We start from the raw sequence: 26,077 nt of genomic DNA on the forward strand, positions 1-26,077 counted from the left end.
TTTTGATGAACTTGCGAAGCGTTGCGTAGGGAATGGTGCTGGGCAGGGCGGGGGTGAGGCAATTCGCCGCAAACGGTATTGGGCGATAATCGAACGCTATGTTCCGTCTGGTTAATTTTGCTCAATAGAAAGCCCAGCACGAGGCTGGGCTTGAGGCTGTTGCCGGTCGATCAGCTCTTCGGTGTGGCCACCGAAGCCTGCTGGTTGGCCTGGCCCGACTGCTCGTACCAGCCACCGCCGAGCGCCTTGTACAGGTTGACCTCGCTGGTCAGCTGCGAAAGACGATCGGTGATCAGCGATTGCTGGGCGCTGAACAGGTTGCGCTGGGCATCGAGGAAGGTCAGGTTGCTGTCGATACCGATGCGGTAGCGGCGTTCGGCCAGGCGGTAGTAGTCCTGGTTCGCTTGCACCAGGTCGCGTTGCGCCTGCAGCTGCTCTTCGAAGGTCTTGCGCGCCGCGAGGCCATCGGAGACTTCCTGGAAGGCGGTCTGGATGGTCTTTTCGTACTTGGCGACGTTGATGTCCTTCTGGATCTTCGAGTAGTCCAGGCTGGCCTTCAGGCTGCCAGCGTTGAAGATCGGCAGGTTGATCTGCGGCTGGAACAGCCAGGTGCCCTGGCCGCCGGCGAACAGGTGGCCCATGTCGGGGCTCAGGCTGCCAGCGTTGGCGGTCAGGCTGATGCTCGGGAAGAACGCTGCGCGGGCTGCACCGATGTTGGCATTGGCGGCCTTGAGCAGGTGTTCGGCTTCCTGGATGTCCGGGCGACGCTGGAGGATGTCGGACGGCAGGCCGGCCGGCACTTCGGCCAGCTGGTCGGCATTGAGCTCCAGCGGCTTGGCCAGGTCGGCCGGAATGCCGGTACCCAGCAGCACGGTCAGGCTGTTGACGTCCTGGGCGACCAGGCGCTGGTACTGCGAGTACTTGACCCGAGCGCCTTCCACGGCGGTGCGCGACTGGCTGACGTCGAGCGCCGAAGCCACACCGACTTCGTTGCTGCGACGGGTCAGGTTGTAGCTTTCCTCGTAGGTCTTGAGCGTCTCTTCGGTCAGTTTGAACAGCGCCTGGTCGGCCTGCCAGGTGTAATAGGCGTTGGCCACGCTGGCCACCAGGGCGATCTGCGTGGAGCGGCGCGCCTGCTCACTGGACAGGTAGGTTTCCAGGGCCTGCTCGGTCAGGCTGCGGACGCGGCCGAACAGGTCCAGCTCATAGGCGCTGACGCCCAGGGTAGCGGAGTACTGGCTGGTGATGTTGGATTCACCAGTGGTCGACATGTTCGCCGGCACGCGCTGGCGGCTGCCGCTGCCGGTGGCCGAGACTGCCGGGAACAGGTCGGCACGCTGGATGCGGTACTGTGCGCGGTAGGCGTCGATGTTCAACGCCGCCACACGCAGGTCACGGTTGTTCACCAGCGAGGTCTGGATCAGCTGCTGCAGGGCCGGGTCATGGAAGAACTGGCGCCAGCCCTGTTCGGCGGCGGCCACGTCGGCCGACTGGGTCGGCGAGTACGCAGGGCCTTGCGGCCACTGCGCGGCCACCGGCGATTCCGGGGTCTGGTAGTCAGGGATCAGCGAGCAGCCGCCGAGAATGAAAGCGGTTACCGCCAGGGACAACAAAGACTTGGTCATTGCCCAGCCTCATAACGTGGAGTTTCAGGGGTGGCGTCTTTTTCCGGCTCTTTGCTGCCGAACAGCGACGACACTGCGACGAAGAATAGCGGTACCCAGAAGATTGCCAACACAGTCGCACTGATCATGCCGCCAATCACACCGGTGCCGATGGCATGCTGGCTACCGGCGCCAGCGCCGCTGGCGATGGTCAACGGTACCACGCCGAGAATGAACGCCAGCGAGGTCATGATGATCGGGCGCAGACGCATGCGGCAGGCTTCGATGGCCGAGTCGTACAGGCTGCGGCCCTGTTCGTGCAGCTCCTTGGCGAATTCGACGATCAGGATCGCGTTCTTCGCCGCCAGGCCGATGGTGGTCAACAGGCCGACCAGGAAGTACACGTCGTTGGACAACCCGCGCAGGCTGGTGGCGATCAGTGCCCCGATGATACCCAGCGGTACGACCAGTACGACGGCGATCGGGATCGACCAGCTTTCGTACAGCGCTGCCAGGCAGAGGAACACGAACAGTACCGAGAGGGCGAACAGCGCCGGCATCTGCGAGCCGGAGAGTTTTTCCTCGTAGGACATGCCGGTCCAGGAGAAGCCGACACCGGCTGGCAGTTCGCCGGCAATGCGCTCGACTTCGGCCATGGCTTCACCGGTACTGTAGCCCGGCGCCGGGGCACCGAGGATTTCCATCGCTTCGACGCCGTTGTAACGCGACAGCTTCGGCGAACCGTAGGTCCATTCGCCCTTGGCGAAGGAGGAGAACGGCACCATCTCGCCGGCGCCGTTGCGCACGTACCACTTCTGCAGGTCTTCCGGGCTCATCCGCGAGTTGGGTTCACCCTGGATGTACACCTTCTTGACCCGGCCACGGTCGATGAAGTCGTTGACGTAGCTGGCACCCAAGGCAATCGACAGGGTGTTGTTGATGTCGGCGATGGTCACGCCCAGGGCGCTGGCACGTTCGTCATCGATGGTCAGCTGGTACTGCGGTTCATCATTCAGGCCGTTCGGGCGCACGGCGCTGAGGATCTTGCTTTGCGCGGCCTTGGCCAGGAACTGGTTGCGCGCTTCCATCAGCTTGGCATGGCCGACACCGCCGCGGTCCTGCAGGAACACGTCGAAGCCGGTGGCGTTACCCAGCTCCAGTACCGCAGGCGGGGCGAAGGCGAACACCATCGCATCGCGGAAGGTGAAGAAGTGTTGCTGGGCGCGCTGGGCGAGGTTGAACACGCTGTTCTCGGCCGAACGCTCACCCCACGGCTTGAGCATGATGAATGCCATACCGGAGCTCTGGCCACGGCCGGCGAAGTTGAAGCCGTTGACGGTGAACACCGACGCTACGGTGTCGGATTCTTCCTTGAGCAGATACTCACGCATTTGGTCGACCACCACCTGGGTGCGCTCGGCACTGGAGCCGGCTGGCGTCTGCACCTGGGCGAACAATACACCCTGGTCTTCTTCAGGCAGGAATGCGGTAGGAATGCGGGCGAACAGCCAGATCATGCCGACCACGATCAGCGCATAAGCCAGCAGGAACGGCACCTTGTTGCGCAGGATCGCACCAACGCTACGCTCGTAACCGTTTACGCTGCGGTCGAAGTTGCGGTTGAACCAGCCGAAGAAGCCACCTTTGGCGGTGTGGTGCTCGCCTTTCTTCAGCGGCTTGAGCATGGTGGCGCAAAGTGCCGGTGTGAAGATCAGCGCCACCAGCACCGACAGGCCCATTGCCGAGACGATGGTGATGGAGAACTGCCGATAGATCACACCGGTGGAGCCGCCGAAGAACGCCATGGGCAGCAGTACCGCCGACAGCACCAGGGCGATACCCACCAGGGCGCCCTGGATCTGCTCCATGGAGCGCTTGGTCGCCTCCTTGGGTGGCAGGCCTTCCTCGGACATTACCCGCTCGACGTTCTCCACCACGACGATGGCGTCGTCCACCAGCAAGCCGATGGCCAGGACCATGGCGAACATGGTCAAGGTGTTGATGCTGAAGCCCGCGGCGGCAAGGATGCCGAACGTACCCAGCAATACCACCGGGACAGTCATGGTGGTGATGATGGTGGCGCGGAAGTTCTGCAGGAACAGATACATCACCAGGAACACCAGGACCACGGCTTCGATCAGGGTGTGAATAACGCCACTGATCGATTCGGTGACCACCGGGGTGGTGTCATACGGGAATACCGCTTTCACCCCAGGCGGGAAGAACGGTTCCAGGTCGGAAATGGTCTTGCGCAGGGCCTTGGCGGTGTCCAGGGCGTTGGCGCCGGTGGCCAGTTTTACCGCAAGGCCGGAAGCCGGCTTGCCGTTGAACTGTGCGCTGACCGCGTAGTTTTCGCCGCCCAGGCCGACTTGGGCAACATCGCCCAGACGCACCTGCGAACCGTCGCTGTTGACCTTGAGCAGGATCTTCTCGAACTGCTCGGCGGTCTGCAGGCGGGTCTTGCCGATGATGGTGGCGTTCAACTGGGTGCCAGGCATGGCGGGCAGGCCGCCGAGCTGGCCGGAGGACACCTGCACGTTCTGCGCGGCAACCGCGGTCTTGACGTCGACCGGGGTCAGCTGGAACTTGTTCAGCTTGGCCGGATCGAGCCAGATACGCATGGCGTACTGCGCACCGAACACCTGGAAGTCACCTACACCGGCAGTCCGCGAAATCGGGTCCTGCATGTTGGAGACGATATAGTTGGCCAGGTCGTCCTTGGTCATGCTGCCGTCTTCGGACACCAGGCCGATCACCAGCAGGAAGTTCTTCACTGCCTTGGTGACACGGATACCTTGCTGCTGCACTTCTTGCGGCAGCAGTGGGGTGGCCAGGTTCAGCTTGTTCTGCACCTGGACCTGGGCGGTGTCAGGGTTGGTACCCTGCTCGAAGGTGGCGGTAATGGTCATGCTGCCGTCGGAGTTACTTTCCGATGACACATAACGCAGGTTGTCGATACCGTTGAGCTGCTGCTCGATGACCTGCACCACGGTGTCCTGCACGGTCTGCGCCGAGGCGCCCGGGTAGGTCACGGCGATGGCGATGGCCGGCGGCGCGATGCTCGGGTACTGGTTGATCGGCAGCTTCAGGATCGACAAGGCGCCGACCAGCATGATCACCAAGGCGATCACCCAGGCGAAGATCGGGCGATCGATAAAGAACTTCGACATGGTTTACTCCGCTTTGGCGTCTGCTTTGGCCGCGTTGGCCTGATCAGGGCTGCCTGGCTTCTTGACGTTGGTGGCGTCGCTGACCTTGACCTCGACGCCAGGGCGTACGTACTGCAGGCCTTCGGTGATCAGGCGGTCGCCCGGGTTCAAGCCGTCCTCGATCAGCCAGTCACTGCCCAGGGTACGGCTGGCCTTGAGCTGGCGCAGTTCGACCTTGTTTTCCTGGTTGACCACCAGTGCGGTCGGCGCGCCCTTGAGATCGCGGGTCACGCCCTGCTGCGGGGCCAAGATGGCGTTGGCGTTGACCCCGGCCTTGAGCCGCGCGTGCACGAACATGCCAGGCAGCAGGGTGTGATCGGGGTTGGGGAACAGCGCGCGCAGGGTCACCGAGCCGGTGGTCTCGTCGACCGCGACTTCGGAGAACTCCAGGCGGCCTTCCTGCTTCAGCAGGCTACCGTCTTCCAGCACCAGCTGCACCGAGGCGGCGTTTTCGCCGGCCTTCTGCAGTTGGCCGCTTTCCAGGTCACGGCGCAGCTTGAGCAGCTCGGCGGTGGACTGGGTGACGTCGACGTAGATCGGGTCGAGCTGCTGGATGGTGGCCATGGCGTTGGTCTGGCCATTGCTCACCAGGGCCCCTTCGGTGAACGAGGAGCGGCCGATGCGGCCGCTGATCGGGGCGAGGACCTTGGTGTAACGCAGGTCAATCTGTGCGCTTTTCAGCGAAGCTTCGGCCTGCAATCGTTTGGCACTGGCATCGTCGTATTCCTGTTTCGATACCGCCTGCTCGTTGACCAACTGCTTGTAGCGCTCGGCCAGCGACTTGGTCGCCTGCAGGTTGGCCTGGGCGTTGGCCAGGGTGGCTTCGTACACGGAAGGGTCGATCTGGTACAGCTGCTGGCCTTCCTTGACGTCGCTGCCTTCCTTGAACAGGCGCTTGAGGATGATGCCATTGACCTGCGGGCGCACTTCGGCGACGCGGAAGGCAGTGGTACGCCCTGGCAGTTCCGAGGTCAGGGTGAAGGATTGCGGCTGGATGGTCACGACGCCGACCTGAGGAGCCTGCGCTGCGGGCGCGGCTTCTTCTTTCTTACAGCCACTTAGCAGGGTTGCCAGGGCGACGGCGGAAACCAGAGCGGTAACGGCTGGCTTGAGTTGCATGAGGATCCTCGGGTCGCAAGAGCAGGGAGACGCTCAAGAGTAATGGAAGAGTCTTGTCAGAAAAAAACTATCCGGTGGATAAATAGCTTGCTAAGGAATATACTTACATTCATGGTTGTTTGTAAATACCGCTGGGTAGTACTTGGCTACTACCACGGCCCTTGATTAGCCCATCCGGGAGGCACCCTGCAGAGGTGACCCCGGCGGATTCCCCGCGAGCGAAGCGTAGCGGGCCCAGATGAGGTTGTACTGCCATGGTCCGTCGAACCAAAGAAGAAGCCCAGGAGACCCGCGCCCAGATCATCGAGGCAGCGGAAAAGGCCTTCTACAAGCGCGGGGTTGCGCGAACCACACTGGCCGACATCGCCGAGCTGGCGGGCGTGACCCGGGGGGCGATCTACTGGCACTTCAACAACAAGGCGGAGCTGGTGCAGGCGTTGCTCGACAGCCTGCATGAAACCCATGACCACCTGGCGCGGGCCAGTGAAAGCGAAGACGAACTGGACCCGCTCGGCTGCATGCGCAAGCTGTTGCTGCAGGTGCTCAACGAGCTGGTGCTGGACGCCCGTACCCGGCGTATCAATGAAATCCTGCATCACAAGTGCGAGTTCACCGATGACATGTGTGAAATTCGCCAGCAGCGCCAAGGCGCGGTGCTGGACTGCCATGTGGGCATCGACCTGGCGCTGGCCAATGCCGTTCGCCGTGGTCAGTTGCCGGCGGATCTGGATGTCGGACGCGCTTCTGTCGCCTTGTTCGCCTATGTCGACGGCCTGATCGGGCGCTGGTTGCTGCTTCCGGACAGCTTCGAACTGCTGCGCGACGCGGAAAAATGGGTCGACACAGGGCTGGATATGCTGCGCTTGAGCCCCGCGCTACGCAAATGACACTTTGTTAAGGATTGTGAGGGAGTGTTTCCCTCATGTATTAAGTGAGTATTAATGCCTTAGGGCAAGCCCTCGGCTCTCAACGGCCGCGCAATTGCCGGTCCGGCAGCGCCAAGGCCGCCAGCAGCCCCAGCAATGCAACTGCCGCACTGCCCAGCAACAACTGGCGGAACGTCTCCAGCAGTTTCATCTGCGTGTGTGGGTCCGCCTCACCTGCCTTCAGGCTCCCCAGCAGCGGGTTGCCCATCAACTCGAAACCACCTTGTTGAAGCAGTGCCAGCAGCAGGCTGGACATGCACGCCACGCCCATGGCCCCGCCGAGTGAGCGGAACAGGTTGGTGGTGCTGGTGGCCACACCGATATCCTTGCTTTCCACTGCACTCTGCGTGCCCACCAGCGAGGTCGGGAACTGCAGGCCGCAGGCGATGCCGGTCAGCAGCATGAACACGGCACTGAGCAGGCCAGACTGCGGTGGGGTGATGGCCATGGCGAAGATCGCCACGGGCATCAGCACGGCGCCCGCCAGAATCTGCGGTTTGAAGCGCCCGGTGCGGCTGGTCATGCGGCCACCGGTGTAGGCGCCCATGGGCAGGCCCATGACCAGCGGCAGCAGGTGCAGCGCGGCGCTGTCGGCACCGGCGCCAGTGATGCCCTGGTAGCGCAGCGGTATCAGCATGGTCAGCGAAATCGACTGGAAGCTGGCGAAGAAGATCACCCCCCAGCACAGCACGGCCACCCGGTTGCCGAACAGGCCCATGGGCAGCAGTGGTTCCTGGCAGCGCCGCTCATGGCCAATGAACAGGCTCAGGCCAAGCAAGGCGCAGGCGAACAGGGTCAGCACCGCGGGTGCGCTCCACGCCTGGCCTTGGCCGACCAGGGTGATGCCCAGCAGCAAACTGCCCAGGCCGAGGATCATCAGCACCGCGCCGAGGTAATCGACCCGAGCCTGACGGTGCTGCACCGGCATGCCGGCCAAGGCGCGGCGGATCGCCCACAGCGCGACCAGTCCCAGCGGCAGGTTGATCCAGAACACCCAGCGCCAGGACAGGTACTCGGTCAGCCAGCCGCCGAGTACTGGCCCGGCCACGCTCGCCACGGCGTACATGCTGCTGAAGTAGCCCTGGTAACGGCCACGTTCACGCGGTGGTACGAAATCGCCGATGATCGCCTGGCTCACCGACACCATGCCGCCGGCCCCAATGCCTTGCAGCACGCGCGCCATGACCAGTTGCTGCATGTCCTGGGCCAGGGCGCAGGCGATCGAGGCCAGGGTGAACAGGCTGATACCGGTGAGGATCATGCGTCGCCGGCCATACAGGTCGCCGAGCTTGCCGTAGATCGGCACGGCCACGGTCATCGCCACCATGTAGCCGGAAATCACCCAGGCCAGCAGGCCGACATCGTTGAACTGGGCCGAGATGGCCGGCAGCGAGACGGCGACGATGGTCTGATCTAGGGCACCGAGGAAGATCGCCAGCATCAGGGCGGTCAACACGTTGCGCAGGACGGTCGGGGGCAGGGCGGCAGTCACGGGGGTACCTTGTCTGGAAGGGCGACGCGAATAGCCGGATTGTAACCCGAGTTAGGTAGCTTCCTATGTACTATCTGCATCGCCTATGCAAGATCGGCATTGGCGCATTCATCCAGCGCTGCATGGCCGCGTGATATCGTTGGTATGCCACAGCGGCTGTAAGCCGCGGCCTGCACCAGCTTGGTGCAGCATTTTGCCGCAGGCTCGTGCTCCGCTGTCTCCCACACCTTTTATTCCTCTGCCTGCATGTCGAGCATGACCGCCCAGATGGCGACGGTTGGAACAGGTCAGGTAGACCCGATTCAGGGGTCGGTAGCAACCGTTCATTTTCTACATATATAAGCGGAGTGATCATGCCCAAGGCTTCCCATCAAGATCTGCGTTTTGCCTTCCGCGAGCTGCTCGCTTCAGGCTCCTGCTATCACACCGCCTCCGTGTTCGATCCGATGTCGGCACGCATCGCTGCCGACCTGGGCTTTGAAGTCGGCATCCTCGGCGGTTCGGTGGCCTCGTTGCAGGTGCTGGCAGCACCGGACTTCGCCCTCATCACCTTGAGCGAGTTCGTCGAGCAGGCCACCCGCATTGGCCGCGTGGCGCAATTGCCGGTGCTCGCCGATGCCGACCACGGTTATGGCAATGCGCTCAACGTCATGCGCACGGTCATCGAACTGGAGCGCGCCGGTGTGGCTGCGCTGACCATCGAAGACACCCTGTTGCCTGCCCAGTTCGGGCGCAAGTCCACCGACCTGATCTCGGTCGAAGAGGGCGTGGGCAAGATCCGTGCGGCCCTGGAAGCGCGCGTCGACTCGTCGCTGTCGATCATCGCCCGGACCAATGCCGGCGTGCTCACCACCGAGGAAATCATCGTACGCACCCAGAGCTACCAGAAGGCCGGTGCCGACGGAATCTGCATGGTCGGGGTGAAGGATTTCGATCAGCTGGAAAAGATCGCCGAGCACTTGACCGTGCCGCTGATGCTGGTGACCTATGCCAACCCCAACCTGCGTGACGACGAGCGCCTCGCTCGCCTGGGCGTGCGTATCGTGGTCGATGGCCATGCCGCCTACTTCGCCGCAATCAAGGCCACCTATGACTGCCTGCGCCTGCAGCGCGGCCAGCAGAACAAGTCCGAGAACCTCAGCGCCACCGAGCTCTCGCACACCTACACCCAGCCTGAGGACTACATCCGCTGGGCCAAGGAGTACATGAGCGTCGAGGAGTGATTGGCGTGGTGCCAATCAACTAACGGACGGCACTCAAGGTTGCGGTGTGGGGCACGCAGTGTTCCTGCTCGCAACGGTTGGCCGCACTGGGCTGGCTGCGTAGCAGTTCGGCGCGCCAGCAGGCCGAGCCATACAGCGCTGCGACCGCGGTCAGGGCCATGACCATGGCGACTCTTCTGGACTTGATGCCCATGGTGCTCACCTCCTGTTACTGCACAGGTGACACGCTAAGCATAGTCAATACAAGTCCCGGTCCCACTCCGGTTCGTCCCTGAACCGTTGCACCAGAAAATCCAGCATGCTGCGCAAGGTCGCCGGCATATGCTTGCGCGAGGTGTAGACCGCGTTCAGGTTCAGCTCCCGTGGCCGCGCTTCCGGCAGCAGCCGCACCAGAGCGCCGCTGCGCAGGGCCGTGGCCGCCTGGTAGGTTGGCAGCATAGCGATGCCGGCACCTGCCAGCGTTGCGTTCTGCAGCGTCATGACCTCGTTGGCGCTGATGTTGCCTTGCACCGGCACGGCGATCTGTTGGCCGCCCACTTCGAAATGCCACAGGCTGTGGCCGAAATAGGCATGGGTCAGGCAGTTGTGCTGGGTGAGTTCCTCGACTTGCTGCGGTGTGCCGTGCTCGCGCAGGTAGGCGGGCGTTGCACAGATCACCGAGCGGCACACGGTCAGGCGCCTGGCAATCAGGTTCGGGTCCAGATCGTTGCTGGTACGGATTGCCAGGTCGATACGCTCGTCCACCAGGTTGACCGTGCGATCGAGCATCTGCAGTTCAACCTTCACCCCAGGGTAGCGCCGCACGTACTCGGCGACCGCATCGGCCAGCTGCGCCTGTCCAAACGACGTACTGACGCTGATGCGCAGGGCACCCTTCGGCGCATCTTGCGGTTGTTGCACCGCGGCCTGCAGGTCACCGGCCAGGTCCAGCAACTGCCGGCAGCGGGGCAGGGTTTCCTGGCCGGCGGCAGTCAGGCTGAGCTTGCGCGTGGTGCGCTGCATCAGCCGTGCGCCAACCCACTCCTCCAGCTCGGCCAGGTAGCGCGACACTACGGGGCGCGATAGCTGCAGGTGGTCTGCCGCAGCCGACTGGCTGCCCAGGTCGACGACGGTGACGAAAACGCGCATGGCGTTGAGACGATCCATGATTTGCCCGATTTTAGAAACAAACTATGTCTGAGCATCGCATTTTTTGTCATGGATCGGGCAACTAAGCTGTTGCCCATCGTTCATCCCGCAGGAGTCACCATGTCGCTCTTCACTCCCTTGCGTGGCCTGCTGCTGGCCTGCATTACCCTGGCCGGCCCGGCACTGGCCGCCGAGCCGTTGCAGCTCGAGGTATACAACCCGGGGCATCAGGCCATTTTCCCGGTCAGCTCGGTGATCGTCAGTGGCGAGAAAGAGGCCATCCTGGTCGATGCCCAGTTCGGCAAGGCCCAGGCCGAGCAACTGGTGCAGCGCCTGCAGGCCAGCGGCAAACGCCTGACCACTATCTACATCAGCCACGGTGACCCGGATTACTACTTCGGCCTGGACACCGTGACCCAGGCCTTCCCCGACGCCAAGGTGTTCGCCTCGGCAGCCACGCTGGCCCATATCCGCCAGACCATGGACGCCAAGCTGGCGTACTGGGGGCCGCAGATGGGCGCGGACAAGCCGGCACGGCTGGTGTTGCCGCAACTGCTACACGGCCACAGCCTGATGCTGGAACGGCAGTCGCTGGAGGTCGTCGGCCTGGATGGTCCGCAACCGGACCGCAGTTTCGTCTGGATTCCGTCGATCAGGGCGGTGGTCGGCGGTGTCGTGGTTGCGCAGAACATCCACGTGTGGATGGCCGACACCCAGACGGCCAAATCCCACGCCGACTGGCTTGCCACCCTGGCGAAGATCGAGACCCTGGCACCGCGTACGGTGGTGCCAGGCCATTACCTGGGCCAGAGCAGTCACTCACTCGACGCCGTGCGCTTCACGGCGGGCTACATTCGCGCGTTTGATGTCGAAGCGGCCAAGGCGAAGGATAGCGGCGCGTTGATCGAGGCGATGAAACAGCGCTATCCCGGGCTTGCCGATGAGAGTTCGCTGGAGCTCGGCGCGAAGGTCGCCAAGGGCGAAATGAAGTGGTAATTCCGTTCAACTGACAGGAGCATTTTCGATGAGCAAGATCGCAATCATCGGCGCCACCGGCCGTGCTGGCAGCCAACTGCTGGAAGAAGCCCTGCGTCGCGGCCACAGTGTGGTGGCCATCGCCCGTGACCCATCGCAGTTGCAGGGGCGCGAAGGTGTAACCACCCAGGCATTGGATGCCAAGGACAGTGCTGCCCTGCAGCAGGCGGTCGCAGGTGTTGACGCGGTGCTCAGTGCAGCGCATTTCTCGACCCTCGAGCCCCACGCCATCATCGAGCCGGTCAAGCGTGCCGGGGTCAAGCGTCTGCTGGTGGTGGGCGGCGCAGGCAGCCTGCTGCTGCCTTCCGGGCACCGCGTGATCGACAGCCCGGACTTCCCGGAGGCCTACAAGGCTGAGGCCAGTGCCGGGGTGCAATTTCTCGATGTGCTGCGCCAAGAGCCGACACTGGACTGGACCTTCCTGTCGCCATCGGCGGAATTCGTCGAAGGCGAGCGCAGCGGGCACTACAAACTGGGCAAGGACCATCTGCTGATCGGTGCGGATGGCAAAAGCACGATCACCTTTGCCGACTTTGCCATTGCCATGCTCGATGAACTGGAGAAACCGGCGCACTCGCGCCAGCGCTTCACCGTCGGTTACTGAGACGTTTGTAGCTCATGGACTGGCCTGGCTTTCCAGCCAGTCCATGAGCTCGCCCAGCCCTGGCGGAAGGCTCTTCGCCTGGCTCACCAGGTAATACCCTTTACCGGTCTCTACCTTCAGCGCAAACGGCATGCACAGCCGCCCCCCGCGCAAGTCATCACCGATCAGCGCCCAGTCGCCAATCGCCACCCCGGTTCCCTGCGATGCCATGGCCATTGCCATGTCCAGCGTTTCGAAATGCTGCTTTGGCCCCTGTGCCTCCAGCACCACACCTGCCGCCTGTAGCCACAGCCGCCAGTCATGTTCATCCCGTGATGGATGCAGCAGCATGTGCCGGGCCAGATCCTGGATCTGCTGCAGGGGCACCGCCCCGTTCAGCAGCGAAGGCGCGCACACTGGTGTCAGTTGTTCGTCGAACAGCTTGCGCACCCGCAGCCCATGGTTCGGCGCAGCGCCATAGACCACGGCTGCATCGAACCCCTCACGGCGAAAGTCGACCCCGTGTTGCACCGTGGTGGTCAATTCGACCGGCACGTCTGGTCGCAGCGCCTGCCACTCCATCAGCCGTGGCAGCAGCCAGCGCATCACGCAGGTCGGTGCCTTGAGCTGCAAGGTGGCGCTGCGCCCGCCCACTTCGCGCACGCCTTGTTCGATGAGTCCGAAGATCTGCTGTACCCGAGGCAGCCAGTCCTGGCCCTCGCGGGTCAGGCTCAGGCCGCGGGCCTGGCGCTGGAACAAAGCGTAGCCCAGGTGCTCCTCGAGCCCGGCGATCTGCCGGCTGACGGCGCCTTGGGTGATGTGCAGCTGCTGTGCGGCACGGGTGAAATTGCAGTGCTGCGCGGTGACCAGAAAGGTGTGCAGGGCGGGCAGGGGGGGTAGCCGTTTCATTGCGCTGAGCCATGATTACAGGACATGGCTAGTATGTGTTTTTTTGCATTGTGGGGGTAGCGGTGCCTTGGGTCCAATGGGAGCAGATTGCAACAAGATTCTCCCCAACAAGATCTTAGGTGAAACCCCATGGCAACCTGCGGCGAAGTATTGGTCAAACTCCTTGAAGGCTATGGCGTGGACCATGTCTTCGGCATTCCCGGCGTACATACCGTGGAACTCTACCGTGGCCTGGCGGGCTCGTCGGTCCGCCACATCACCCCGCGTCACGAGCAGGGCGCCGGGTTCATGGCGGATGGCTATGCGCGTACCCGTGGCAAGCCAGGCGTGTGCTTCATCATCACCGGCCCGGGCATGACCAACATCACCACCGCCATGGGCCAGGCCTATGCCGATTCGATCCCGATGCTGGTGATCTCCAGCGTGCAGTCGCGCGATCAGCTGGGGGGCGGCCGCGGCAAGCTGCACGAGCTGCCCAACCAGGCAGTGCTGGTGTCGGGCGTGGCGGCGTTCTCGCAGACGCTGATGAGCGCCGATGACCTGCCGCAGGTGCTGGCTCGCGCCTTTGCCGTGTTCGATGGCGCCCGCCCACGCCCGGTGCATATCGAAATCCCGCTGGACGTGCTGGTGGAGCCCGCCGACCACCTGCTGCCCGGCCGCCCTGTGCGCAGTGCCCGCGCAGGTGCCGCTCCCCAGGCCGTAGCCGCCATGGCCGAACGCCTGGCCAATGCCCGCCGGCCGCTGATCCTCGCCGGTGGTGGCGCACTGGCTGCGGGTGTACCGCTGGGGCTGCTGGCTGAGCACTTGCAGGCACCGGTGGCACTGACCATCAACGCCAAAGGCCTGCTGCCAGCCAGTCACCCGCTGCAGATTGGATCGACCCAATCGCTGGTCGCCACCCGTGAGCTGGTGGAAGAGGCCGATGTGGTGCTGGCGATCGGCACCGAACTGGCCGAGACCGACTATGACGTGACCTTCAAGGGCGGTTTCAAGATTCCTGGCAGCCTGCTGCGCATTGACATCGACCCGGACCAGACCGTGCGCAACTACCTGCCGGAGCTGGCGCTGGTGGCGGATGCCGAACTGGCTGCGCAATCTCTGCTTGAGGCCTTGCGTCAACTACCCGCACCGGTGTGTGCCGAGGGCTGGGGCGTTGCCCGCGCACAGCGCCTGCGCGAAGCGTTGGCAACGGGCTGGGACCAGCCGACGCTGAGCCAGACACGCCTGCTGAGCAGCATTCTGCAAAGCCTGCCCAACGCCATTCTGGTCGGTGACTCGACCCAGCCGGTGTACACCGGCAACCTGACCCTGGACATGGATCAGCCGCGCCGCTGGTTCAATGCTTCGACCGGTTACGGCACTTTGGGCTATGCATTGCCAGCGGCGATGGGTGCCTGGTTGGGCAGCGCCGAGCAAGCGGCCGAGCGTGCGCCAGCGGTTTGCCTGATTGGCGATGGCGGCATGCAGTTCACCCTGCCGGAACTGGCCAGCGCGGTAGAGGCGCAGGTGCCGATGATCGTGCTGCTGTGGAACAACCAGGGTTACGAGGAGATCAAGAAGTACATGGTCAACCGGGCGATCGAGCCGGTTGGCGTGGACATTCATACCCCGGACTTCATCGGCGTGGCGCGGGCGTTGGGTGCCGATGCCGAGCATGTGGCCGATGTCGAGCAACTGCAGGCTGCGCTGGGACGGGCGGTGGAGCGCAAGGGGCCGACGCTGATCCAGGTCGATCAGAACCAGTGGCAGGCTTCAGTGGTGGAGTGAGATAAGTTTTTTCCTGCACCGGCCTCTTCGCGGGTAAACCCGCTCCCACAGGAATGTGGTGATCCTGTGGGAGCGGGTTTACCCGCGAAAAAGCCGGTGCAGGTTCACGCGATTTTTCAACCGGCACTGGCGCGCAACCGCGCCACATCTCGAATCGGCGGTGCGCCATACAGCCGGCTGTACTCGCGGCTGAACTGCGACGGGCTTTCGTACCCTACCCGATAGCCCGCCACCGCCGCCTCCAGGCCGTCGTTGAGCATCAGCCGCCGCGCCTCCTGCAGGCGCAGTTGCTTCTGGTACTGCAGCGGGCTCATGGAAGTCACGGCCTTGAAGCGGTGATGCAGGGTCGAGGTGCTGAGGTTGACTTCGCGGGCCAGGTCCTCGATGCGCAGCGGCTGCTGATAATTCTGGTTGAGCCAGGTGATAGCCTGGCACACCCGGTGGGTCTGGCTGTTGGCCAGGGCGATTTCGTACAGACGATAACCCTGCGGCCCACGCAGCAGGCGGTAGAGAATCTCGCGACGAATCAGCGGCGCCAGCATGCCGATGTCGCGCGGTGTGTCCAGCAAGCGGACCAGCCGCAGCAACGCGTCGAGCAGCTGCGGGTCGGTGCGTTCCACATAGAGGCCACGGCCGGAGGGCAGGTTGGGCACTAGCATCGGCCCGCTTTCTGCGATCAGCTGGCTGATTTCGGCTGGGTCGAGGTCCATGCGGATGCCCAGGCTCGGGTTTTCCGGGCTGGCGTCCAGCTTCACGCCGCTCAGCGGCAAGGTCACCGATACCACCATGTAATGCAACGGGTCGTAGGCGTATTGTTCGTCGCCGAGGAACAGGCTTTTGCTGCCCTGCGCCAGGATGCACAGCGCCGGTTGAGCCAAGGTAGGTACCGAACGAACGTCCTCGGTGTAGCGCACCAGATACAGGTCGTCGATGGCCGAGGCGGGGCCATGAGGCTCGCCAGCGTGCTTGCGAATCAGCTCGGCCAGTTCCTGGCGTTGCACTTCCAGAGTCGGGTCGATGGACGGGGCGGTGGTCATGATGGCTTTCCTCTGCTGACCGACGCAGCATAGGTTTGGGCAATGGCGGGCGCTAGTCGAAAGCTGCACGTCGATTGCCTGATCCTGCCGCAGTGCAGGATCAGGCAATCGGTGAGCAGTAATGGCCTAACGCGTCGCGCGTGCCAGCCCCTAACCTTGGCAGCCTGGTTTTCCGCCCGCCTGCTTCAAGGAGATCGTGCAATGACCCTACGACAACCGGTCACCCATCTGGCTTTCATCCGCGCCAGCAGCGGTCGTTCCGCAGAACTCGGCGCCCGCCTGCGCGACCTGCTGGAGCCATCCTTGCGCACCCCGGGCTGCCTGAGCTTCACCGTGCAGCGCTCCCAGGCCGACGCCGACCTGTGGCTGCTCAGCGGCAGCTGGCAGGATCAGCAGGCGATGAGTGGCTATTTCGCTTCACCCACCCTCAATGTGTTCGGCGAGCTGGTTCAGGCACAGGTCGTCAGCAGCCTCGACCTGCATACCTTCGATTGAAACACGGTTAGAATGCCGCCCCTCGATCAACAGGCGGATGGCAACATGGCACGTAGGGAATTCCCGCATTTCGAAGCGGTTTCGGCGATGGTCCCGGTGGAAGGCGGTGGCTATAACGCCGCCATCGCGGTCAAGGCCCTGGGCATGGGCGGCGCGCCGCGCTTTCACAAGGTACTCGACGAGCAGGTGTTCAAAAGCGCCGTGGCGGCTGACGAAGCCGCCTGCGCCGAGCTTGCACGCCTGCACGGCGTGGGCGAGGAAGGCGAACTGATCTGGTGATCAGGCCTGTGGGCGAGCCATCTTGAACAGGTTGCCCAACTCGAAGTAATCCGCCGGGCCACCACCACGCAGTATCGGCTCGGCGGCAGCGGTATCGTAGATGCCGTTCTTCAGCAGGTGCTCGGCTATGTGCACCGCCACCACCTCACCCAAAATCAGCCAGCTAGGCACCAGTTCCTGATCAGCGCGCTTGAGCTGGACGATCTGGCTCACCTTGCACTCGAAGGCCACCGGCGTTTCGCCCACGCGTGGCACTTTGACGATGTTCGATGGCACCGCAGTCAGCCCGCTCAGCTCGAACTCGCTGATATCGGCGGCGACGGCCGCGCAGCTCTGGTTCATCTGCTCGGCCAGTGGTCGGGTCGCCAGATTCCAGACGAACTCGCCGGTCTGCTCGATGTTGTTCAGGCTGTCTTTGCGCCCGACGCTGCAGAAACCGATGATTGGTGGAATGTAGTTGAAGGCGTTGAAGAAGCTGTACGGCGCGAGGTTCAGTTGGCCGTCCTGGCTTTGCGAGGAGATCCAGCCGATCGGGCGCGGGCCGACGATGGCGTTGAACGGGTCGTGGGGCAGGCCGTGGCCTTTGGCGGGTTCGTAGTAGTACATCTGCCAGCATCCTGGGAACGAAGTGCCTAGTGTGCCAAGCCTTTGTCCGCCTGAAAATGATCAAGCCCGGCCGAGGCCGGGCTGGTAGCGCGCAACAGGGATCAGCTGAGGCGGTGGGCGTTGGTGCGGTCGAAGCCGTCTTCGGCGAAGCGTTGGGCGTTGGTGTGGTCGAAGCCATCTTCGGCGAAGCGTTGGGCGCCGGTGTGATCGAAGCCATCTTCAGCGAAGCGTTGAGCGCCAGTGTGGTCGAAGCCGTCTTCTGCGTAGCTGGCCGATTGAGTCTGGGCAGCGGCGAAGGTGTGGGCGTTGGTGCGGTCGAAACCATCTTCGGCGAATGCGCCAGCAGCGAATACCGAGAGGGCCAGGGTGAGGATCAGTTTGCTTTTCATGGTCGTTGCTCCTTTGGGTGCGAGAGGTTATTTGTTTCTATGGGTTTAATGCTACGCCGATTAATTTGATTAAAAAGCGCAAAAAATAGCGCCTAAAAATCTAATTAATAGATGTATTTGGCCGAGCGCTGTGACTATCAGCAGGTGCCGATGCCTCTTTATGAGGTGCTTCGAACCCAAGGCGAGCGCAATGCTTCGCCAGCCATTGCAGATTGAGGGAGTAGGATTAATCGGTGGTTAAGAATGAAAAATCTTAATTTGTAACAGCGTATGACGCTTTTTTCATATATCGCCAACCGATTTTTCAAGCCCTTCTCAGCACCATCGCCGCACTCAATTCCGGAGCGGCAAACAATGAACAAACTTCCGCAAATCACCTTGGCCTTCTGGGTCATGAAGATCTGCGCCACCACCCTTGGCGAAACAGCCGGTGATCTGCTGTCGATGACCCTCAACGTTGGCTATGCCGTCAGCTCGATGATGCTGATCAGCGTGTTCCTGGTGACCCTGTTCGGTCAGCTGTTTTCGCGCCGCTATCACCCGATGCTGTATTGGCTGGTGATCCTGTCCACCAGCACCGCCGGCACCACCATGTCCGACTTCATGGACCGCACCCTGGGCCTGGGCTATGCCGCAGGCTCGGCAATCCTGATCGGTATCCTGCTGCTGACCTTCCTGGTCTGGCGCCTGAGCGGCAACCCGCTCGACGTTACCCGCATCAAGAACCGCACCGGTGAAATCTTCTACTGGGTGGCGATCCTGTTTTCCAACACCTTGGGTACCGCGTTGGGCGACTACCTGGCGGACGACTCGGGTCTGGGTTTTGCCGGTGGTGCACTGCTGGTCGGCAGCGCCATCGCACTGGTGGTACTGGCCCGCTACTGGACGCGCATCCCGGGTGTGGTGCTGTTCTGGGTGGCCTTCGTGCTGACCCGTCCGTTCGGCGCGACCCTTGGCGACGTCCTGACCAAGCCTCACGAGAAGGGCGGGCTGGACTTCGGCACCATCGGTTCTTCCGCTGTGCTGGGGGGCGTGCTGCTGGTGCTGGTGCTGATGGCGAGTTGGTACCAGAAACGTGAGCCGCGTCAGGTGCTGGAGATGTCCTGAAGCAAAAAGGGCGCCCTTGATAGGGCGCCCTTTTTTCATGCGGTATCACCATCAGTCAGTAGTAATCCGCGAATGCTGCTTGGTGTCCTTCATGGTCGCATACACCAGCAGCGAGCAGGCGATGCACGCCGTGACGTACCAGTAGAAGCCGCTTTCCATGCCGGCGCTCTTGAACCACAGGGCCACGTACTCGGCGGTGCCGCCGAAGATCGACACGGTCAACGCGTACGGCAGGCCGACGCCCAGGGCGCGGATTTCGGTGGGGAACAGCTCGGCCTTCACCACTGCGTTGATCGAGGTGTAGCCGCTGACGATGATCAGCGCCGCCATGATCAGGAAGAACGCGCCCCACCAGGTCTGGATGGTGTGCAGGGTGCTGAGGATCGGTACGGTGAACAGGGTGCCGAGCACGCCGAAAGCGATCAGGATCGGGCGACGGCCGATCTTGTCGGACAGGCTACCGATCACTGGCTGCAGGCACATGAACAGGAACAGCGTGGCCGCCGAGATGGTGGTCGAATCACTGATGCTCATGCCCACGGTGTTGACCAGGTACTTCTGCATGTAGGTGGTGTAGGTGTAGAAGGCCAGGGTGCCGCCCATGGTCAGACCCACCACGGTCATCAGCTCCTTCGGGTGGCGCATGAGGGTGCGCATCAGGCTTTCCTTGGCCTTTTCCTTCTTGGTGAAAGAGGCGGTTTCTTCCATCCCGCGGCGCAGGTACAGGGCAACCACTGCGCACAGCGCACCGATCACGAAAGGCACACGCCAGCCCCAGGCGTACAGCTGCTCGGTGGTCAGGGTTTGTTGCAGGATGATCAGTACTGCCAGGGCAATGAGCTGGCCGGAAATCAGCGTCACGTACTGGAAGCTGGAGAAGAAGCCACGGCGGTCCTTGCTGGCCATTTCGCTGAGGTAGGTGGCCGAGGTACCGTATTCGCCGCCCACTGACAGGCCCTGCATCAGGCGTGCGATGACCAGCAGGACCGGCGCCGCGACACCGATGGTGTCATAGCCTGGGGTGAGGGCGATCACCAGGGAACCGGCGCACATCAGCAGCACCGAAGCCATCAGCGCGGCCTTGCGGCCCTTGCGGTCGGCGTAGAGCCCCATCAGCCAGCCACCGATCGGGCGCATCAGGAAGCCCACGGCGAAGATCGCGGCGGTGTTGAGCAGTTGGGCGGTGGAGTCGCCGGCAGGGAAGAAGGCCTTGGCGAAGTACAGCGAGAATGCGGCGTAGACGTACCAGTCGTACCATTCGACCATGTTGCCGATGGAACCACTGAAGATCGACTTGAGGCGGCTGGCGGTGGTTTTTTCAGCGGCGGGCGTGTCGGCCGCCCCGGCTGGCAGGGAGGTGGCGTTATCCATCAGGGATACCTTCTCGTTGTTTTTGTGGAGCGCGCCGAAGCGCAGCTTGCCAGGGCAATTGCAGAAGGTGTGCCAAATGGGTGCGTAACGATCCAAATGGGGGCGTTGCAATGTCACAGGAGCCGCGGGTTACTTGGCGCGGCGCAGTTCTCTGTGGCAGCGGGTGTGCCCGCGAAGGGCTGCACAGCAACCCCGAGATCTCACAGAAATAAGCGGATTTTCGCCTATCAAGATTCGCCGATAAGCGGATTTCCGCCTATTCCCGTTCGACGAATGCCTCTCGGACCAAACCGTGGCGCTGCATTTTTTCGTTCAGCGTGCGTCGAGGCAGCTGCAAGGCCTCCATCACCGCCTTGATCTCCCCCGCATGCTGACGCAACGCCGCACGCAGGCACTGGGCCTCGAACGCTTCCATCTGCTCACCCAACGACTGTCCGGCAGGCGCAACTTCGATGTTCGGCGAGCCCAACCCCAGGGCATGCCGCTCCGCCGCATTGGCGAGTTCACGCACATTGCCCGGCCAGTCATGGGACAGCAGCTGCGCTAGTTGCGCACCGCTCAGTGCTGGCGCCGTGCGCCCCAGCTTGGCCGCGGCCGCACGGGCGAAATGCTCGAACAGAAGCGGGATATCCTCACGCCGTTCACGCAATGGCGTCAGGCGCAGTTCCGCCACGTTCAGGCGATAGGCCAAATCCTCGCGAAAACGCCCGGCTCGGGCCTCTTCGAGCAAGTCGGGCTTGGTTGCGGCAATGATGCGCAGGTCGACGCTGATACTTTGGTTGGCCCCCAGCCGCTCCAGCTTCTGCTCCTGGATCACCCGCAACAGCTTGGCCTGCTGGGCCAGCGGCATGCTCTCGATCTCATCGAGGAACACCGTACCGCCGTTGGCGTACTCCAATTTGCCGATGCGTTTGCCCTGGGCGCCAGTGAAGGCACCGCTTTCGTGGCCGAACAGTTCGGCTTCGAACAGTGCCTCAGGGATGGCCGCACAGTTGAGCGCGACGAACGGCCTGTCGGCACGCGGACCAAAGTCGTGCAGGCAGCGCGCCACGCGCTCCTTGCCGCTGCCGGTTTCGCCGCGGATCAGCACATTCACTGGCAGGCTAGCCAGGTCCAGCACCTGCCGGCGAAGCTGCTGCAAACCATGCGACATGCCGAGCAGGGTCGTTTCCAGGCGCGACTTGAGGTCAGCCTGTTCATGCAGGCGGCGGTTCTCCAGGACCAGCTGCCGTTTCTCCAAGGCGCGGCGCAGGCTGCCCAGCAAGTGCTGCGGGGTAAAGGGCTTTTCGAGGAAGTCGTAGGCGCCGTTGCGCATGGCCTCGACCGCCATCGGCACATCGCCATGGCCGGTCAGCAGGATCACCGGCAGGTCCGGGTCATCCGCCTGCAGGCGTTCGAGCAGTTGCAGGCCACCCATGCCTGGCATGCGTACGTCGCTGATGATCACCCCGGCAAAGTGCGCGGGTAGCTGGGCCAGGCAGTCTTCGGCGCGCGCGAACAGTTGCACACTGAAGCCCGACAGGCTCAGCCACTGCTCGACCGCAGTGCGGATGCTGGCTTCATCATCGACGACGATCACCGAATTCAACATACAGGCTCCAGGTCACGGGGCAAGGTCAGGCTCAAGCGGGCGCCGCCCGGCAGGTTCTGGGCGTGCAACTGGCCGCCGGCTTCGACGATGATGCCATAGGAAATCGCCAGGCCCAGCCCCAGGCCTTCGCCCACCGGTTTGGTGGTGAAGAAGGGGTCGAAGACCTTGGCCAGGTTCGCTTCGGCGATGCCGCCGCCGGAATCCAGCACGCTCAGGCGCCACTGCTCGTGCTCCGGTTCGATACGTACTTCCAGGCGCTTGTAGCGTTTATCGGCCATGGCGTCGAGGGCGTTGCGCAGCAGGTTGATCAATACCTGCTCGAGACGGATCGCGTCGCCCCGGACCCAGGCCGGGCGTGCCAGGTACAGGGCCACTTCGACTTCCTCACTGCGAATGCGGGTGTCCAGCAGGTGCAGGGCTTGGTCGACCACGGTGGCCAGGTCGAGGCGTTCGCGCAGGCCGACCGGGCTGTTGCGGGCGAAGGTCTTCAGGTGGCTGGTCAGCGCGGCCATGCGCGTGAGCATCTGTTCCAGTGGCTCGAGGGCCTTGCGCGCATCGTCGTAGCGGCCGTGGTCGAGCAGCAGGCGCAGGGTTTCCAGTTGCATGCGCTGGGTGGTCAGCGGCTGGTTGATCTCGTGGGCCATGGCCGCCGACATCTGGCCCAGCGCGGCCAGCTTGGCCGACTGCACCAGGCCCTCCTGGGCGGTGCGCAGCTCGCGGGTGCGTTCCTCGACCTGGCGCTTGAGCTCTTCGCGGCTGCGCTGGCGCAGGCGGGCCAGGCGCAGGCGCTGGCTGACGAACAGTGCGGCGAACACCAGGCTCAGCCACACGGCGGCGGCGCCCAGTGCAGCGTTGCGGCCAGCGGCTTCGACCTGGGGTTTGCGCAGTAGGTGCAAGGTCCAGTCCTCGCCCTCCAGCGGCAGGCTTTCCCAGAGGTATTCGGCAGCGCCATCGGGGCCCTGCACGCGGCTCAGGTGACTGTTGTTGGCGAAGCGGGTCAGTATCTGATGCTGAAGCGGCACCAGCGGCTGTTTGTCGTACTGGCGGGTCTCGCCGAGCTCGGCGCGATCGGCGCCGCTGAGCGGCTTTAACTCGCGGTAGCGCCAGCCGTCCTGATTGGCGATGAAGGTAATCCCGCGGGCATCACTGACCAGCAGGATGTCGCTGCCCTGGCGCCACTCGCGCTCAAGCTCGGGGAACTCCAGCTTCACCACCATGGCACCGAGGAAGCGCCCGTGCTCGTCGTTGACCGCACTGGACAGGAAATAGCCCGGCACGCCACTGGTCACACCCACCGCGTAGAAGCGGCCGCTGCCCAGGTTGCGGGTCTGTTTGAAGTAGGGGCGAAAGCCGTAGTTGGAGCCGACGTAGGTGGTCGGCAGGCGCCAGTTGCTGGCGGCCACGGCCAGCCCGGTGCGGTCGAGCAGCTCCAGGGTCGAGGAGTTGGCGGCGCCGTTGATGCGCTCGAGCTTGAGGTTGAGCGCGTGCTGCACCTGTTCGCTGACCGGGCCGCGCAGGGCCTCGATCAGCTCTGGGTCCAGCGCCAGCACGGCGGGCAGGGCGCGGTAGCGATCGATCAGGGTGTGCAGGGCGTTGGCGTACAGCACGAGCTGCTGGCTGGCGCGGCGGGCGTCGTCTTCCATGGCCTGGCGTTTGGCCTGGTGCATGGCCCAGCCGGCGCTGAGTGCGGTGCCAAGCACGATCAGCAGGGTGATCAGCCCCAGACGCAGGGCGCGAAAGGAAAAGGGCATGGGGCGGATCCGGGTGATGGGGATATCAGGCCCGGCCCATTCGCAGGGCAAGCCCGCTCCTACAGAGGGCGTGTAGGAGCGGGCTTGCCCGCGAAGAAGGCCAACCTAGTTACAACAGCTCGAAACTCTTTTGTTGCACCGCCTCGGAGTCCAGCCCGACCTGAACATTGAACTCGCCAGGCTCGGCCACCCGCTGCAGCTGGCCATTGTAGAACTTCAGGTCGTCCTCGCTGATGCGGAAGGTCAAGGTCCGCGACTCACCGGCCTTGAGCATCAGTTTCTGGAAGTTCTTCAGTTCCTTGACCGGACGGCTCATCGACGCCGAAACATCCTGCAGGTACAGCTGTACCACCGTCTCGCCGTCAAGCTTGCCGGTGTTCTTCACCGTCACCTTGGCCTCCAGAGTATCGCCACGCTTGAGGTCCTTGTTCGACAGGGTCAGGCCCGACAGTTCGAAGCTGCTGTAGCTCAGGCCATAGCCGAACGGGTACAGCGGGCCGTTGGGCTCTTCGAAATACTGCGAGGTGTAGTTGCCCGGCTTGCCTGGGGTGAACGGCCGGCCGATGCGGGTGTGGTTGTAGTACATCGGGATCTGCCCGACCGAACGCGGGAAGGTGATGGCCAGCTTGCCCGACGGGTTGTAGTCGCCGAACAGCACATCGGCGATGGCGTTGCCGCCTTCGGTACCGGAGAACCAGGTTTCGAGCATGGCATCGGCCTGCTCACGCTCCCAGCTGATCGACAGCGGGCGACCGTTCATCAGGACCAGGACCAACGGTTTGCCGGTGGCCTTCAGGGCCTTGATCAGCTCGCGCTGGCTGGCCGGTATTTCCAGGGTGGTGCGGCTCGACGACTCGTGGGACATGCCACGGGACTCACCGACCACGGCCACCACTACATCGGACTGCTTGGCGGCCTTGACCGCTTCATCGATCAGCACGGCCGCAGGGCGTGGGTCATCGACGATTTCCGGTGCATCGAAGTTGAGGAAGTTCAGGTAGTCGAGGATCGCCTTGTCGCCGGTGACGTTGGAGCCTTTGGCGTACACCAGCTTGGCCTTGCCCTCGACCGCACGGCGCAGGCCCTCGCGCACGGTGACCGAGTGCATCGGCTTACCGTCGGCGGCCCAGCTGCCCATCATATCGATCGGAGCATCGGCCAGCGGGCCGACCAGGGCGATGGTGCCGGCCTTTTTCAGTGGCAGGGTCTGGTTGCGGTTTTCCAGTAGCACCAGGCTGCGGCGTGCCACGTCACGGGCGGCGTCGCGGTGCAGGCGGTTCTCGGCGTAATAGTCTTTCAGGTCGGTTTCGGCCTTGCCGATGCGTACGTAAGGGTCCTTGAACAGGCCCATGTCGTACTTGGCACCGAGCACCTCGCGCACGGCCTGGTTCAGCTCGTGCTGGGTCACTTCGCCGGATTTCAGCAGCCCTGGCAGCTCTTCGCCGTACAGGGTGTCGTTCATGCTCATGTCGATGCCGGCCTTGATCGCCAGCTTGGCGGCTTCGCGGCCGTCGCGGGCGACACCGTGGCGGATCAGCTCCTGGATGGCACCGTGGTCGCTGATGGTCACGCCCTTGAAACCCCACTCTTTGCGCAACAGGTCGTTCATCAGCCAGGTGTTGGAGGTGGCCGGCACGCCATTGATCGAGTTGAGTGCCACCATCACCCCGCCAGCACCGGCGTCGAGCGCGGCGCGGTAGGGCGGCAGGTAGTCGTTGTACATCTTCGGCAGGCTCATATCGACCGTGTTGTAGTCGCGCCCGCCTTCCACCGCGCCATACAGGGCGAAGTGCTTGACGATGGCCATGATGCTGTCGGGGTTGGCCGGGCTGCTGCCCTGGAACGAGCGGACCATTACCTGGCCGATCTTCGAGGTCAGGTAGGTGTCTTCGCCGAAGCCTTCACTGGTGCGACCCCAACGTGGGTCGCGGGCGATGTCGACCATGGGCGCGAAAGTCATGTCCAGGGCGTCGGCCGACGCTTCGATGGCCGAGGTGCGGCCGACCTTGGCGATGGCGTCCATGTCCCAGCTGGCGGCCAGGCCCAGGCCGATCGGGAAGATGGTGCGCTCGCCGTGGATGGTGTCGTAGGCGAAGAACATCGGGATCTTCAGGCGGCTGCGCATGGCGGCGTCCTGCATCGGCCGGTTCTCGGGGGCGGTGCGCGAGTTGAACGTACCGCCAATGCGACCGGCGGCGATTTCTTCGCGGATCTTGTCGCGGGGCATTTCCGGGCCGATGCTGATCAGGCGCAGCTGGCCGATCTTTTCAGCCTCGGTCATCTGGCTGATCAGGTGGTCGATGAACGCCTGCTTGTCCTGCAGGGGCGGGGCGGTAGGGGCGGCAAGGGCCGCCTGGCTGGCAAGGCCCATGGCCAGGCCCAGCAAAGACAGTTTCATCATCAATTCCATTGTCGAGGCCTTTGCCGTATCCACGGTGATACGCGCGCGGCCGAAG

At 63.4% G+C, this 26,077-nt stretch carries 22 protein-coding genes; 8 read left to right on the plus strand and 14 right to left on the minus strand.

The genetic code is table 11. The features are described from left to right. Positions 1-170: 170 nt before the first annotated feature. Genes ACLEJU_RS01275 through ttgA form a run of 3 tightly spaced genes read right to left on the minus strand, consistent with a single transcriptional unit; the run spans position 171 to position 5,932 of the window. Positions 171-1,625 (minus strand): AdeC/AdeK/OprM family multidrug efflux complex outer membrane factor, encoded by a 1,455-nt coding sequence (locus ACLEJU_RS01275; RefSeq protein ID WP_435422178.1) that lies wholly within the window; start codon positions 1,623-1,625, stop codon positions 171-173. After that, positions 1,622-4,774, minus strand: coding sequence for a multidrug efflux RND transporter permease subunit TtgB (ttgB, locus tag ACLEJU_RS01280; protein WP_435422177.1), 3,153 nt, complete (start codon positions 4,772-4,774; stop codon positions 1,622-1,624). The genes ACLEJU_RS01275 and ttgB overlap by 4 nt, the downstream gene beginning before the upstream one ends. A gap of 3 nt (positions 4,775-4,777) precedes the next feature. Then, entirely contained in the window at positions 4,778-5,932 is a 1,155-nt protein-coding gene (ttgA, locus tag ACLEJU_RS01285; RefSeq protein WP_435422176.1) for a toluene efflux RND transporter periplasmic adaptor subunit TtgA, read from the minus strand. A gap of 254 nt (positions 5,933-6,186) precedes the next feature. On the opposite strand from ttgA, the gene ACLEJU_RS01290 reads away from it, so the two are divergent. Beyond that, positions 6,187-6,819, plus strand: a complete 633-nt coding sequence (locus tag ACLEJU_RS01290) for a TetR family transcriptional regulator (protein WP_435422175.1) — start codon at positions 6,187-6,189, stop codon at positions 6,817-6,819. 79 nt (positions 6,820-6,898) lie between these two features. Here ACLEJU_RS01290 and ACLEJU_RS01295 read toward each other — a convergent pair whose 3' ends face one another. Beyond that, positions 6,899-8,350, minus strand: a complete 1,452-nt coding sequence (locus ACLEJU_RS01295) for an MDR family MFS transporter (RefSeq protein ID WP_435422174.1) — start codon at positions 8,348-8,350, stop codon at positions 6,899-6,901. A 353-nt stretch (positions 8,351-8,703) separates the two neighbouring features. Here ACLEJU_RS01295 and ACLEJU_RS01300 point away from each other — a divergent pair, with 353 nt between their 5' ends. After that, positions 8,704-9,573, plus strand: a complete 870-nt coding sequence (locus ACLEJU_RS01300; RefSeq protein ID WP_110636008.1) for an isocitrate lyase/PEP mutase family protein — start codon at positions 8,704-8,706, stop codon at positions 9,571-9,573. A gap of 19 nt (positions 9,574-9,592) precedes the next feature. Here ACLEJU_RS01300 and ACLEJU_RS01305 read toward each other — a convergent pair whose 3' ends face one another. Together ACLEJU_RS01305 and ACLEJU_RS01310 are read right to left on the minus strand one after the other, a co-directional pair. Next, a complete protein-coding gene (locus ACLEJU_RS01305) occupies positions 9,593-9,766 on the minus strand; it encodes a hypothetical protein (protein WP_165837344.1) in 174 nt (57 codons plus the stop codon). Positions 9,767-9,810: 44 nt separating this feature from the next. Continuing rightward, positions 9,811-10,719: a LysR family transcriptional regulator gene (locus ACLEJU_RS01310; RefSeq protein WP_435422173.1), complete on the minus strand. Its 909-nt coding sequence runs from the start codon at positions 10,717-10,719 to the stop codon at positions 9,811-9,813. A 102-nt stretch (positions 10,720-10,821) separates the two neighbouring features. On the opposite strand from ACLEJU_RS01310, the gene ACLEJU_RS01315 reads away from it, so the two are divergent. Both ACLEJU_RS01315 and ACLEJU_RS01320 read left to right on the plus strand, forming a co-directional pair. Further along, positions 10,822-11,697, plus strand: a complete 876-nt coding sequence (locus tag ACLEJU_RS01315) for an MBL fold metallo-hydrolase (RefSeq protein WP_435422172.1) — start codon at positions 10,822-10,824, stop codon at positions 11,695-11,697. 28 nt (positions 11,698-11,725) lie between these two features. Continuing rightward, on the plus strand, positions 11,726-12,340 hold the full coding sequence (locus ACLEJU_RS01320; protein ID WP_435422171.1) for an NAD(P)-dependent oxidoreductase: 615 nt from the start codon (positions 11,726-11,728) through the stop codon (positions 12,338-12,340). 12 nt (positions 12,341-12,352) lie between these two features. Here ACLEJU_RS01320 and ACLEJU_RS01325 read toward each other — a convergent pair whose 3' ends face one another. Further along, the gene (locus ACLEJU_RS01325; protein WP_435422170.1) at positions 12,353-13,228 is read right to left on the minus strand and encodes a LysR substrate-binding domain-containing protein; all 876 of its coding nucleotides are present in this window, start codon (positions 13,226-13,228) and stop codon (positions 12,353-12,355) included. A gap of 129 nt (positions 13,229-13,357) precedes the next feature. Between ACLEJU_RS01325 and ACLEJU_RS01330 the strand changes: the two genes are divergently transcribed. After that, entirely contained in the window at positions 13,358-14,995 is a 1,638-nt protein-coding gene (locus tag ACLEJU_RS01330) for a 5-guanidino-2-oxopentanoate decarboxylase (protein WP_435422169.1), read from the plus strand. A 116-nt stretch (positions 14,996-15,111) separates the two neighbouring features. Here ACLEJU_RS01330 and ACLEJU_RS01335 read toward each other — a convergent pair whose 3' ends face one another. Continuing rightward, complete coding sequence (locus tag ACLEJU_RS01335; protein WP_435422168.1) at positions 15,112-16,032, minus strand: AraC family transcriptional regulator N-terminal domain-containing protein; 921 nt, start codon at positions 16,030-16,032, stop codon at positions 15,112-15,114. A gap of 201 nt (positions 16,033-16,233) precedes the next feature. Between ACLEJU_RS01335 and ACLEJU_RS01340 the strand changes: the two genes are divergently transcribed. Further along, positions 16,234-16,527: a putative quinol monooxygenase gene (locus tag ACLEJU_RS01340; RefSeq protein WP_103449332.1), complete on the plus strand. Its 294-nt coding sequence runs from the start codon at positions 16,234-16,236 to the stop codon at positions 16,525-16,527. A gap of 12 nt (positions 16,528-16,539) precedes the next feature. Continuing rightward, on the plus strand, positions 16,540-16,806 hold the full coding sequence (locus ACLEJU_RS01345; protein WP_435422167.1) for a hypothetical protein: 267 nt from the start codon (positions 16,540-16,542) through the stop codon (positions 16,804-16,806). On the opposite strand, the gene ACLEJU_RS01350 is transcribed toward ACLEJU_RS01345, so the two are convergent. Then, positions 16,807-17,412, minus strand: a complete 606-nt coding sequence (locus tag ACLEJU_RS01350; RefSeq protein WP_435422166.1) for a flavin reductase family protein — start codon at positions 17,410-17,412, stop codon at positions 16,807-16,809. A 101-nt stretch (positions 17,413-17,513) separates the two neighbouring features. Next, positions 17,514-17,801 carry a hypothetical protein gene (locus tag ACLEJU_RS01355; protein ID WP_435422165.1) on the minus strand — a complete coding sequence of 96 codons (288 nt, stop codon included), beginning with the start codon at positions 17,799-17,801 and terminating at the stop codon, positions 17,514-17,516. Between the two features lie 354 nt (positions 17,802-18,155). On the opposite strand from ACLEJU_RS01355, the gene ACLEJU_RS01360 reads away from it, so the two are divergent. Continuing rightward, positions 18,156-18,908, plus strand: a complete 753-nt coding sequence (locus ACLEJU_RS01360) for a COG4705 family protein (RefSeq protein WP_435422164.1) — start codon at positions 18,156-18,158, stop codon at positions 18,906-18,908. Positions 18,909-18,959: 51 nt separating this feature from the next. Here ACLEJU_RS01360 and ACLEJU_RS01365 read toward each other — a convergent pair whose 3' ends face one another. The 4 genes from ACLEJU_RS01365 to bglX all read right to left on the minus strand — a co-directional run bounded on the left by ACLEJU_RS01365 (position 18,960) and on the right by bglX (position 26,022). Beyond that, positions 18,960-20,279, minus strand: a complete 1,320-nt coding sequence (locus ACLEJU_RS01365) for an MFS transporter (RefSeq protein ID WP_435422163.1) — start codon at positions 20,277-20,279, stop codon at positions 18,960-18,962. Between the two features lie 256 nt (positions 20,280-20,535). Beyond that, on the minus strand, positions 20,536-21,870 hold the full coding sequence (locus tag ACLEJU_RS01370) for a sigma-54-dependent transcriptional regulator (protein ID WP_435422162.1): 1,335 nt from the start codon (positions 21,868-21,870) through the stop codon (positions 20,536-20,538). Next, a complete protein-coding gene (locus ACLEJU_RS01375) occupies positions 21,864-23,621 on the minus strand; it encodes a sensor histidine kinase (RefSeq protein ID WP_435422161.1) in 1,758 nt (585 codons plus the stop codon). Before ACLEJU_RS01375 ends, ACLEJU_RS01370 begins: the two co-directional genes overlap by 7 nt. Positions 23,622-23,730: 109 nt before the next feature. Then, entirely contained in the window at positions 23,731-26,022 is a 2,292-nt protein-coding gene (gene bglX / locus ACLEJU_RS01380; protein WP_435422160.1) for a beta-glucosidase BglX, read from the minus strand. Positions 26,023-26,077: the final 55 nt, after the last annotated feature.

The sequence above is a fragment of the Pseudomonas sp. SMN11 genome, assembly GCF_052041945.1.
GTDB lineage: Bacteria > Pseudomonadota > Gammaproteobacteria > Pseudomonadales > Pseudomonadaceae > Aquipseudomonas.